At 40.9% G+C, this 12,505-nt stretch carries 7 protein-coding genes and 1 pseudogene; 6 read left to right on the top strand and 2 right to left on the bottom strand.

Annotation, left to right across the window (positions count from 1 at the left end; translation table 11 throughout):
- The first annotated feature begins 127 nt into the window (after positions 1–127).
- The 3 genes from GX654_21425 (at position 128) to glnD (ending at position 4,441) form a co-directional block, all read left to right on the top strand.
- Entirely contained in the window at positions 128–1,342 is a 1,215-nt protein-coding gene (locus GX654_21425; protein ID NLD39425.1) for an ammonium transporter, read from the top strand.
- 85 nt (positions 1,343–1,427) lie between these two features.
- Positions 1,428–1,766 (top strand): P-II family nitrogen regulator, encoded by a 339-nt coding sequence (locus tag GX654_21420; GenBank protein ID NLD39424.1) that lies wholly within the window; start codon positions 1,428–1,430, stop codon positions 1,764–1,766.
- Positions 1,767–1,780: 14 nt separating this feature from the next.
- Positions 1,781–4,441, top strand: a complete 2,661-nt coding sequence (glnD, locus tag GX654_21415) for a [protein-PII] uridylyltransferase (GenBank protein ID NLD39423.1) — start codon at positions 1,781–1,783, stop codon at positions 4,439–4,441.
- Positions 4,442–4,753: 312 nt separating this feature from the next.
- On the opposite strand, the gene GX654_21410 is transcribed toward glnD, so the two are convergent.
- Positions 4,754–5,983, bottom strand: coding sequence for a multidrug effflux MFS transporter (locus tag GX654_21410; GenBank protein ID NLD39422.1), 1,230 nt, complete (start codon positions 5,981–5,983; stop codon positions 4,754–4,756).
- 660 nt (positions 5,984–6,643) lie between these two features.
- Positions 6,644–6,933, bottom strand: a pseudogene (locus tag GX654_21405) (YgiT-type zinc finger protein).
- 766 nt (positions 6,934–7,699) lie between these two features.
- Between GX654_21405 and GX654_21400 the strand changes: the two are divergent.
- From GX654_21400 to GX654_21390, 3 genes are all read left to right on the top strand, one after another.
- The gene (locus GX654_21400; protein NLD39421.1) at positions 7,700–9,799 is read left to right on the top strand and encodes a hypothetical protein; all 2,100 of its coding nucleotides are present in this window, start codon (positions 7,700–7,702) and stop codon (positions 9,797–9,799) included.
- A gap of 136 nt (positions 9,800–9,935) precedes the next feature.
- Positions 9,936–10,658 carry a hypothetical protein gene (locus GX654_21395; protein ID NLD39420.1) on the top strand — a complete coding sequence of 241 codons (723 nt, stop codon included), beginning with the start codon at positions 9,936–9,938 and terminating at the stop codon, positions 10,656–10,658.
- Between the two features lie 78 nt (positions 10,659–10,736).
- Complete coding sequence (locus GX654_21390) at positions 10,737–12,503, top strand: protease modulator HflK family protein (protein NLD39419.1); 1,767 nt, start codon at positions 10,737–10,739, stop codon at positions 12,501–12,503.
- Positions 12,504–12,505 lie beyond the last annotated feature (2 nt).

The following is a 12,505-nucleotide window of genomic DNA, read 5'->3' as shown; positions in this document are numbered from 1 at the left end:
AAAAGGTTTGTCATTGCGTAACATCTTGTTTTATTACTGTATTTTAATTTCCTAGTGCATGGCACACCCATTGCTTTAGATTAATAGCAGAAATTAAACTTCTAAAGGAGAGGAAGGAGATAACACTATGAACGCAGGAGATACCGTATTTGTTCTATTATCAGCAGCCCTGGTTATGTTTATGACCCCCGGGCTGGCGCTTTTTTATGGAGGTCTTGTAAGAAATAAGAATGTACTTGGGACCATAATGCAGAGTTTTATACTGCTTTGTATCATTACCCTGGAGTGGGTGCTTATCGGGTATTCAATGTCATTTGGCCCGGATATGGGCGGCATAATTGGGAACCTGGACTGGTTTGCGCTTAAAGGAGTAGGCATGGAGCCAAGTGAAAGCTATGGAACAACTGTGCCTCATATGGCATTTATGATATTTCAATGCATGTTTGCAGTTATCACGCCGGCCCTTATTACAGGCGCCTTTGCTGAACGTATTAAATTCAGCGCCTTTCTGCTTTTCTCGCTGATATGGGCGGTGCTGGTCTATAACCCTCTTTGCCACTGGGCATGGGGAGGCGGCTGGATGGGCGAGATGGGTGCGCTTGATTTTGCCGGTGGAACAGTTGTACACATAAGTTCGGGCTCAGCAGCATTAGTTGCAGCCCTTGTGCTGGGTAAACGAAAGGGGTTCGGAACAACTCCCTATATCCCCCATAATCTGCCCATGGCGATAACCGGGGCAGCAATTCTCTGGTTCGGGTGGTTTGGATTCAATGCGGGCAGTGCCCTTTCTGCTAATGGCCTTGCCGCAAACGCCTTTGTGGTAACCCATATATCAGCGGCTGTTGCAGCGCTTTCATGGATGTTTGCAGAATGGATACACAGCGGCAAACCTACCACACTGGGCGCTGCCAGCGGCGCGGTTGCAGGGCTTGTTGCCATTACACCGGCCTGCGGGTTTGTCGGGCCAGTAGCAGCAATAGTTATCGGTCTTGTGGCAGGTGCACTTTGTTTCTGCGGCGTAATGATGAAGGGCAAACTGGGTTATGACGATTCACTTGATGTTGTCGGTATTCATGGCCTCGGCGGCATATGGGGCGCGCTTGCAACAGGACTCTTTGCCAGCACAGCAATAAATCCGGATGGGGCAAACGGTCTTTTTTTCGGAAACCCGGGGCAGCTCTGGATTCAGTTTGTATCAGTTATAGGTACAATGGCATTCTCTTTTGTAATGACCTTTATAATCCTGAAGGTTGTGGACCTGATTATCGGATTAAGGGTTAGCTCTGAAGATGAAGAAAGAGGGCTTGATATCAGCCTGCATAATGAAACCGGTTATAATTAGAGGTAAATTATGCTTGCCGAAAAACAGATGATAGGTGTAATCTCATGAAAAATTCAGGCCACTATCAAGAAAAGGAGGCGGTTAAATGAAAAAACTGGAAGTAATCATTAAGTCTTTTAAGCTGGATGATGTAAAAGAGGGGCTCTCTGCGATCGGGATTAAAGGGCTTACAGTGAGTGAGGTAAAGGGCTTTGGCCGACAGAGGGGCCACAAGGAGATATACAGAGGCGCAGAATATCAGGTTGATTTTGTGCCAAAGATAAAGCTTGAAGTTGTAATGGAGACCGAACTGGTTAATGAGGCAGTTAAGGTAATTCTTGAAAAAGCCACGACCGGCCAGATAGGCGATGGCAAAATCTTTATTCTCCCTGTTGATGAGGTGATTCGAATAAGAACCGGTGAGAAAGGCAAAAGCGCCATCTAGTAAAGCAGGAAATCATGTCAGTAAAAACCCTGGCTGAAACGCCTGATTTTTCAAAACCTGCATCTCTAGCCCACTCAGGAACAAGGGCTGCATATATTAACCTGAGGGAATCCAGAGATGCCCTTTTTACCGAATTTTCAAACGGAACTGTAAAGGATGGTTTTCAGGAAAGATACTCTGAAATTATAGATGATTATTTCAGGTTATCGCTTCAGGAGAGCAATACAGGCCAGGGGCTCTTTAAAAAAAAGGTGCCCCTGGCGCTTGTTGCAGTTGGAGGGTACGGCAGAAGAGAATTATGCATGTACTCGGATATCGATATCCTGATTCTTTTCGGAAAAAAGATTCCTGCCGATGCCAAGGCTTTAACCGGGGAGCTGTTTTACCCCCTCTGGGACCTGGGGCTTGAACTTGGTTACGGTGTAAGGAGCATAAAAGACTGTATCAGGCTAGGCCACAGCGATTATGAAGTGCTTACCTCGCTTATGGATGCAAGGTTTATATGCGGGGATTCACCTCTCTACCTAAATATGGTGGAACTTCTTCAGAAAAAGGTTACAGGTAAAGAGTCGGATAAATTTATCAGGTGGCTCCAGGACAGGAACGCCATTAGAATGGTAAACTTCGGGGATGCTAGTCACCTGCTTGAACCTAATCTTAAGGAGGGCATAGGTGGGTTAAGGGACTACAATCATATTTTATGGATGGCAAAATCCCTGTTTAATACAGGTAATTTAAAAGAGCTTGAACAACTTGGCAAGCTTTCATACCAGGAATATGACGAGCTAACAAGGGTTGTCCATTTCATTTCAACTGCAAGAAATCATTTGCATTATATCTCAAGTAGAAAAAATGACAGGATGGGTTTTACCTTTCAGGAGGAGATAGCAAAAAGGCTGGGTTATAAAAAGGATGGGAAAACACAGGCTGTTGAACAGTTTCTTGAAGAGCTCCACTCTTCAATGGAAAGCATCAAAATCCTTCACCGCTCTTTTCTTTATGGTCATGCGGTCAAAAGGACCCCGAGAAAGATACATGTAGAGCTTGAAGATATCAGGCACGGACTACACCTGCACCAGGACGAAATAGCCTATAATTCAGCAAAGGTCATACTTGAAGATCCCTCAATCCTGATGAGGATATTTGAGGTAAGCAGCAAATACGGCGTTATCCTGACAATAGATGCAAGAAGATTTACCCGTGAATTTCTTTCCCTGATAGATGACAGGTTCCGGAGTTCTGAAAAGATATTCAAAGGTTTCCTGAATATCCTGAACGGCCCCTACACTGTTACCATACTGGATCAGATGTTTGACACGGGATTTTTGGACAGTTACATCCCTGAATTTGGCAGGGTAAGGGGCAGGGTACAGTTTGATGCCTACCATATTTATCCGGTTGGAAGGCATATACTTGAAGCGGTCTCATTTATAAAAAACATATCAAGGGAAAAGGATATGCTTCTTATTGATGCCTTTAACGATATTAAAAACAGAGAGGCGCTTCTGCTGGCGACACTATTTCATGACATAGGAAAGACAGGTAAGGGGCATTCAAAAAGAGGAGCAAGGATTACAAGAGGCATACTTGAGAGGATAAATTACCCCGGTGAACCTGCAGAAGATATCATCTTTCTTGTGGAAAATCATCTTTTTCTTGCAGAGACAGCAAGCCGTCGTGATCTGAACGATGAAAAGATAATTATTCAGAGTGCAAGGAGAATAGGCACAACAGAGAGGCTCAAATTGCTCTTATTGCTCACCTGGGCGGATTCAAAGGCCACAGGCCCATCGGTTTGGAATGAATGGACCGCAAATCTTATAAAGGAGCTCTATTTCAAGGTGCTCCATATCCTTGAAAGAGGTGAGCTCGCCACGCCTGATGCATCCCAGAAGATCGACAGGCTTAAGAGGCAGATAAAAAGACTTACTACAGGCGCTCTTACACCAACTGACTTTGATTATTACTTTGAGACCATGCCGCAGAGGTATAAGCTCAACACCCCTGCAGCGGAGATCGTCCATCATATTGAGATAGTAAAGGAGCTTAAATCCAGGCTATTAAAAGAGGAGAGCCCCTTTGTATTTGAGTTCCGTGAAAACAGTTTTGGCGGATACTGGGAGGTGTGTTTTGTGGCAAAGGACAGGCCCGGCCTTTTTTCAGATATTGCAGGTATTATGGCCCTTAACAATATCAATATCCTGAACGCTAATATCTATACATGGCAGGATGGAACCGCGGTTGACATCTTTTATGTAACAAAACCACTTGATGAGATAAACCCGGAGGAGACGTGGAGCAGAATAAACAGGGACTTTGCAATGAAAATTGGCGGCAGGCTTTCCCTGACCGGAAGGTTACTGGAGAAGGCGGCCCCTGTAGCAGGGATCATTCACAAACCGGCCAAACCCACTGAGGTTAATATAGACAACGCATCGTCGGACTTTTTTACGCTTGTTGAGGTCTTCTCAACTGACAGGATCGGCTTATTATATATTATTACCAGGACACTCTTTGACCTGCATCTTGACATCAGGATTGCCAAGATAGGTAATAAGGGAGACCAGAGCGCAGATATATTTTATGTAATTGATTTTGATGGGCAGAAAATCGAGGATGAACCGCGAATTTCCGAAATAAAAGATGCACTGATAAAGGAGCTTGAAGCAGGGTAGGATATGAAATCATATGTGATAGTGGGGCTTGGGGGCCTGTCGCAGCTAAAACATGGTGATCACATTGATCTTTCCATTGAATTTTAAAAGCTTTTTTTTGATAAGGGTGGAATGATTGTAACTATATAATTACACCTGCATTTTCTTATGTTTTTCGTAGGGTGGTGCTTTATGCACCACCTTTTTTATGGCATTCATATTCCATAATGAAAAAATAACGTGTTTATCAGGTATAACTGTAGGGGCACGATGCCTCGTGCCCCTACTACAAAAGTGTATGATATTTTACTCCCAGACCCCTTGAACCCTTTCTCAAAAATGCTTTGGTATGCGGCACCTTGTCTTTGTGTACTGCCACAGGATAAATCCAAACAGGCTGAGAAGTACATTCATTATACCTATCACCATGATGCGGTTACTCCAGTCAATGGAGATGAACATCATCCCGAATGCGCCTGTGAGCACAAAAACTGCCTGTATAAGTGAAGAGGCAGAGCCTGTATCCTTGTCCTGCTGCTCAAGTAGCAGGCTGTTTGATGGCGGCCTGCCTACGCTTACGCATAAATAGCCGAGCGCCACCGATATGGCAAACAGCATGGGGCTCTTTTCTCCTAATGTAAGTATCAAAATTCCGCTTAAGATTGACCCCAGGTAACTTGCAGTAATAATGGGGAGAGGCCTGAAGTATCTCCTGAGGAAAAGATATAGTGGCCCCCCTATTATATAGAATGCCGCAATGGACCCGAAGTAAATGCTGTATGCCTCGGCGCTTAAACCAAAGTGCTGTACAAAGATAAAGGATGAGACCCCTATAAATGCAAGCAGGGGTATAGATACTATGGAAAAGACTATCAGGAGCCTGTAAAAATGAGGATTTTTTAATACGACAAAGAGCCTGAGTGTTGTTTTAAATGTGCTGTCAGTTGAATATTCCCCGTTTGTCTCTTTGAGGAACAGGGTAAATATAAAGACCAGTATACCGATTATAGTGAGCAGGCCAAATATCCCGCGCCATGATGAAAACCTGATAATAAGAGATCCTATTGAGGGGGCAATAACAGGGATCATCCCATTTAACACAGCAGCCATTGCAAGGGTGCTCTCCCTTTTTTTGCCCGGAAAAACATCCTTAACAATCGCAAGGTTGACAGCCATTGATGCCCCTGCGCCGATCGCCTGAAAGATTCTCGCAATAACCAACTGATATACGTCCTGACTGAACATGCAGAATATGCTTGATATGATAAACAAAGGAACCCCGATAAGCAGCATCCTCTTGCGCCCGTATTTATCCGACAGCGGGCCCCATATAAATGAGCTTGTACTCACAAATATAAAAAATATGCTTATTGAAAGATTAACCCACCATACAGAGCAGTTAAGCTGTTCGCTCATTGTGGGTAAAGCCGGGAGATAAAGGTCTGTTGATAAAGGCGGAAAAGAGGCGATCAATGCCACAAACACCATTATCATAAACCCTGAAAGCTGTTTTGGGTTGTCCTGTGTCAGTTGAGTGGTTTCTGATTTGTTTTTTTCTATCATAAAAACTATATGTTGATGCAACCCCTTTTGCAGGTAGTCGCTCACCTTTCTTTTTTAATAAATGACAGGATATTCATAGACCCCAATACTAGGGACCTGCCTGAAAAGGTCAGGAATAAATCCCTACGAAAAGCATCTAACTCATTTTAAAAATGTATTTATCTTAACTTGATGCCAATACGCCTACTCAGGTACGATTAACCAATGTTGATTAAAATTAATTCCAGTCTCAAATTAATGGGGTAGAGAAGATAACAAATGATGGGTAATGTCAAATGTTTTTTAGTATTGCTGTGAGGTACCGTGGGGTTTTACACCTAATGTTATTGAATTAAGATTTATAGCATGTCATTCCCGCGAAGGAGGGAATCTATTTTTTTTAAAATACATAAAATGGATCCCCGCCTTCGCGGGGATGACGATTAAGCCGAAATGCCTGTTTGTTTTCCTTAAGTCAACAGTATTGGATTTTCACCCCACACAATAAAATGTATAAAACTATCCAAATATAATTTTCTGTTGTACAGGTAAACGCCTTGACCACAAAAAAACAAAATAGTTATGGAATGCCTCCCAGAGGCATGCAAGAATCGCAACCTGCATTTTTTAATTGGCAAACCTTTTCGTTTTCCTTTTTTTATGGAGACTTAACTTCACAAATTAACCAGTGTGTTCAACCATCTGCTCTATTTGCTTGTTAAGCCATTCTTTATCAACTGTAAATGTCTGCCCTGAAGGATCAAACCCAATGAGATCTTGTTTTTTTATTTACGCCTGATGTTCTCAAATAATCTTACAACATCTTCAGTATATAATCGTTCTCCGCAATGGAGACAGACTTCTGCATTTACCTTTAAAATGGCTGTATGACTCCCGCCATGTAAAATTTTTTCGACAACCTTATTTTTAAGTTCGCCTCCATAAATTGGACATTTTTCAAAGGGTAACATTATTTTTCTCTCCTTTTCCGGTAATTGATCCATCGATCCGGATCTGGCCTGTATACAGTTATTAGAACTGACCATTGATTTTTTACATTATGCGCCCAAACACTAATATATACCAGTTCATCAGCATGATCTGTTAGTCTAATCCGATGGTTTTGTATTGAGTCTGTTATGTCAATTGATCCGCTAATATCGGCTATGTTTTCGTTTGTATTTTACCGAAAGATTAGCCGGATATGGTTGTTATGGGCGCCTGCAGTAGCTACTGCTATGGATGATGGAACGGCGTATCAAACCCATTACCCCAGAAGGTTGAATCGGGTAATCCTCTCCCCCGTCATTACCCGGCTTGACCGGGTAATCCAGTTTCTAAAATGAAAAAACTCATTGCTGGTAAAAACCCCCATATTTCCGGTCACTCAACATATTGAGTAAGTCTCAACATATTGATAAAAATATTGAGACTTCATACTTGTAAATTTAAACAAATTCCATATTATCAATGGGTTACAATCAGGGCACACTTCATGCAAATAAAAATGAGTTTCTCTTAAAATAATTAAGCAATGTAGTTTAAGCTTTGGCGATTGTATGTTTGGGTTATGGACAGGCGGAATCACATTATGAGGGAAAATATCTTTCAGGGATGAAAGATACGGGCTGAAATAAGGAATAAGGAGGTGGAGGTATTAAAGTAGATTGGCAATCAGACCGGTGTGATTCCATTAACAGTGTAACAACAAAAAACAAATTTAAGAGGAGGGATAGTATGTCAAAACAGGTTTTTAATAACAATAACAAATGGGGAATAGCCTTAAAGTCAGCCCTTATTGGCCTGATTTTTTCACTGGTTTTTACCTCAGTTTCCTTTGCTGCTGGTGGTGGCAGGTACGAGGTCGATCCATGGTCATTCGGTGTTATGGCAGATACGCAATGGACAGTGGATGAAGATCCGGAAGGAGCAAACCCGGAATATGTGAGTGCAGCTCTTGCCAGCGCAATCGAAGATGAATTCATCGATAATGGCGTCAAGTTTGTTATTCAGGTGGGTGACATAACTGACAGGGCCGGTGATGCAGGTATGGCAGCCCGTGCAGCAGCAGCTCAGCCATTATTTGACGCTGGGATAGGGTTCTTTCCCTTGCGTGGTAATCATGAAACATATGGTTACCTTTATGGACGTGATCCTGAATGGGTTGTGAATGTTCCTGGCTATAAAGCCGCATTTCCTCAGACCCAGAATATTTCAAATACCTTTGGTGCAACAAACTTTAGCTGGCCATCATCTACTGATGATATATTAAAGGGGTTGAGCTACTCTTTTGATTACGGTGATGAAGGCAATAACGCCAGATTCGTTATTGTTGATGTTGAAGCGACAAAATTTAGCATAAGTGAAGTAGATAAAGACTCTGCAGCCCAGCAATATGTGCCTCAATATGGTGAAGCATGGTACTATCTGGGATGGGTTGTATATAAGGCAACAGCAGATGTACCGGGTGGTTCAATCCCTGAAGGGGCATATTTCCGTATATCTAGTACTGGGTCGCCATCTACAAATTTTTATGGTTTTGAAAAAGATTATCCATTTGAAACCTATTTAGCCAAAGTAAAATATGATATTGCCGGTACTGAAATCTGGCCAGGTATGCAGCAGGAGTGGATAAGCGCACAACTTGATAAAAACACCCGTGGAACAGAGCATGCCTTTGTATTGTCGCACAGAGGCCTCATGGGTACAAACCATGCAGACGGTTTTTTTGGCAGCAGCCCTGCCTCTAAAACTCCTACACAGAATGTCTTCTACGCCAATCTGGCAGAAAATGGCGTTAGATATATGCTCTCTGGTCATGACCATCTGCATAACCGTGCCATCGTAAAAAGCCCTGATGGTCTTAATGAGGTTCAGCAGATCATCCATATGGCAGGCAGTACCAAATTTTATGGCCCCAACAGCCTTGACAGTTTCAGCAACACCAAACAGCGTGAGACGCAGATTGCACAGGATCTTTATAATGTTGGTTATTACATTTACACAATTGATGGGCCGCGTGTAAATGTCGACTATTATGCGGATGCAACCGGTAATTTTGAGGGGGGTAGTAATGGTGAACTTTACCCTGATGGAACGGGTTCACTTATAATGCCTGACCTTGACTTTATAAAAAAAGAATCATTTGGGTACAGTAACAACGGAAAACAGTTTGTTATCCCCCAGGGTGCTTCATATACTGTTATCGAAGATACCTTTGGAGCAACAAAAGCAAAAATCATTGCCGGGACTAATAACAGCACAACAACAGATGAAACACCTTATAAAGTTGATGATAATAGCACACCTGATGACCCAAGTGATGATATTGTAGTAAGCGCCCCACGTGCACTCACAAAGGTGGTAAATACCGGATGGGTTGCAGACCCGGATGATCAAACGACGCCACATAGGAAACATTTCTGGAATCGTTACTGGAAAAAAAGCCCATGGAATAGATTCTGGCATAAATGGTATAAAAATGTTGTCAAGAATGATCTAAAGAGCGATATCTTTTCAATCTGGGGTATGTCAGAAATAGGAGAGGCAGATAAAACAGATCAATATGTGCTATCTATGAAATTTGATTTTAATTTAATGACACTTCTTGGTAATGGTAATATAGGTATTGCCACATATGTAGATGGGAAATGGAAGAATGCCGTTAATGAAAATTTCGGCGGCAAAAAGAGGTTTGTACTTGGACCGTATAATTCTAAATATGGACTTGGTACGTATGGTATTGATCCAAAAACAAAAACAGCCTGGGCGGTTTTGAATTACAATGCCGACTTTGCTGTTGCTGGTGGAATAAATACTGTTCAGTTTAAAAAGTAAGTGTTTTTACATCCATGTTTTTAAAAACATGGATGTAAAAGGTTTAATACTAAAATATTTACCATGAAGGGGGCTTCCCCGATATTTTATAATTGAGGTATCGGCTAAGCCCCCGGTTTTATTTTTATGTGGAGAAATGATGCTTAGAAAATTTATCCTGATTTTTATCCTTTTATTTTTGGCTTCATGCGGTAGTCCGCAGGACTATTCTCAGACCTATATAATATTAATGAACAGAAAAAAGGTAGGCACAGAGGTTGTTAATGAAAAAACAGATAAAAATGGCAACCGGACATGTATTGCTGAGCAGGTACTTGATAGCGGGCCAAATGCAAAGAATAAAAAGCAAAGAATAATCAAGACAAAAATGGTAATCCCAAAAGATCAGTTGTTCCCTTCCTCCTATATATATGATTCCGACACTGGCTCATCCATTGAAATAAGAGTAGAGGATGGAAAGATCATAAGTAGAGATAAAAAAGAGGAAGGAGTAGAGGTAAAGGAGATGCCTTTTGAGCCTGGTATTCCTATGCTCAGCTTAACTTTATATCATACTATTGATTACTGGATCCACAAATATGATGAAAAAAAGAGGGGAGACCAGGATATTCAGACCTATCTTTTCCCTACAGCCTCTATCGTCAAAATCATGGTTACTCCTTCGAATACCATACTCCCCGACCATGATAATAAAGAATTGAAAATAAGAAATTATGAAATTGAGGTTGAAAATGAGATGAAAATACTTCTCTGGGTGGATCAGGACAATCGCCTATATCGCATGTTTATTCAGGGTCCAAATATTGAGGTAATCAGGGAAGACCTTTTCTTGAAAATAGAAAAGGAGTACAAACAATAAGGGTAAAATATAAAAACATTTTATACCCTTGAAAACCCCTGCAATTAATGTATAAAGAAAAAATAATGGTTCAGGATTATGAACAAAAAAATCAGGACATCGCTTATAGCAATATCAATTACCCTCAGTCTGACAATACTGAAGTTCATATTTTATTACCTGTCAGGCAGTATAGCGGTACTTTCCGAGGCATGGCACAGTTTTAGTGATATTACAACATCTGTATTGGTCCTTTTTGCATTATGGAGAAGCTCCTCTATTATAAAAAAGGAACTGGACCAATCTGACCAGGGAAATAAAGTCCAAGTCATTGGTACTCCTAACACTATTAGACAATTTATTAAAAATTCTTTTGGAAAAAATATTGAAGTTACGACATCTTTATTAATAGGAATTTTTCTTACATTTATTTCAGTATCACTGATCATAAATATTTTTTCAACCAAAGTAATTATTATACAGAAACCATTGTTAACAGGTATTATTTTCCTGATCCTTTCTCTGGGGTCATATTTCCTGTTCAAATTTCTTTCAGAGGTCGGGAAATCCGAAAACTCGGCTGCATTGATATCAGATGGCCTTCACTCAAAAGGGGATATGGTATGCTCCTCTTTAACCGGCGTATCTCTTATCCTTTATTATTTCAGATTCAATATAGATAAATGGGTCAGTCTTGCTATCGCACTTTTCATACTATCCTTTGGGATAGAGATAATAATTAATATCATCATACATTTTTATAACAAAAATAAAGAGTTCAGGATGCAATACAGGTTCCTTGAGATCTTGAACCGGGCACTTGAAAAGGAGATATATCTCAAGTTCATCAGGTGGATAGATAACAGGTATAGTATAGATTTTTTAAAAACAAGACTTGTTGTTCAATCGATCAGATTTTTGAAATTTTCAGGATATACCCTGATTGCACTGGTCTTATTTACCATTTTGTACGATATGGGATTTCAGGTGCAGATGGATGAGAAGGCTATTGTTGAAAGGTTCGGGAAACCCCTCAGTAAAGAGCCGCTTCAACCAGGGTTGCATTTCAAGTTTCCCCGACCGGTTGATACTGTAATAAAAGTAAAAACCAGCAGTATAAGAGAGCTTTATCTTGGGAATGTCTCCAAAGAAATAAAAAGACCCCTGGTATGGGGAATGGAACATGGTGAGGAGATACATTTTATCTCAGGAGATAATAACTTTTTTAACCCGTATATAATTGTTCATTATAAGGTAAATAACCTGTATAAATTCCGTTATAATATTTCGAACCCGGAAGCCCTGCTTGAAGATATTGCCTATAAAGCACTGCAGGGTATCTTTACCTCCAAGGCATTTTATGAGATTGCAATTACCAGCAGGAAGGAAATTGAACTGCTAATCAGCGAGTCGCTGCAAAAACAACTCAATGAGTTAGATGCAGGTATTGAGATTATCAGCATAAATATAAAGGATATTCATCCGCCAATAAAAATATCAGTTGAATTTGAAAGGGTAATTGCATCATATCAGATAAAGGAAGAAACGATTAACAAAGCGCTTGAATACCAGAACAGCATGATACCCTCATCACGGGGCGAAGCCTACAGCAATGTAAGTAATGCAAAGGCCTATGTTAATGAGGAAATATTAAAATCTAAAGGTGCGGTTGTCAGTTATCAGTCAAAACTTGAATCCTATAAAAAAGAGAGGTCAGTAATAAGGCAAATAATGTATTTTGATCATATAGTAAAGACCTCCAGAGATAATAAAAAGATAATAATAGACCCTGCGGTTGGTGAGCCGGGTTTATTACTGAAAATGGGAAACAGTCCATCAATATCCGGATGGGAAATGGAAGAGTAAAG

The organism is Desulfatiglans sp. (genome assembly GCA_012513605.1).
In the GTDB taxonomy this organism is placed as follows: domain Bacteria; phylum Desulfobacterota; class DSM-4660; order Desulfatiglandales; family HGW-15; genus JAAZBV01.
This window is presented reverse-complemented; position numbering and strand designations above follow the sequence as displayed.

What these genes read in the sequence shown, in the direction of transcription:
- GX654_21425 (NLD39425.1), top strand. Translation starts at nt 128, where the DNA reads ATGAACGCAGGAGATACCGTATTTGTTCTATTATCAGCAGCCCTGGTT.
- GX654_21420 (NLD39424.1), top strand. Translation starts at nt 1,428, where the DNA reads ATGAAAAAACTGGAAGTAATCATTAAGTCTTTTAAGCTGGATGATGTA.
- glnD (NLD39423.1), top strand. Translation starts at nt 1,781, where the DNA reads ATGTCAGTAAAAACCCTGGCTGAAACGCCTGATTTTTCAAAACCTGCA.
- GX654_21410 (NLD39422.1), bottom strand. Translation starts at nt 5,983, where the DNA reads ATGATAGAAAAAAACAAATCAGAAACCACTCAACTGACACAGGACAAC.
- GX654_21400 (NLD39421.1), top strand. Translation starts at nt 7,700, where the DNA reads ATGTCAAAACAGGTTTTTAATAACAATAACAAATGGGGAATAGCCTTA.
- GX654_21395 (NLD39420.1), top strand. Translation starts at nt 9,936, where the DNA reads ATGATGCTTAGAAAATTTATCCTGATTTTTATCCTTTTATTTTTGGCT.
- GX654_21390 (NLD39419.1), top strand. Translation starts at nt 10,737, where the DNA reads ATGAACAAAAAAATCAGGACATCGCTTATAGCAATATCAATTACCCTC.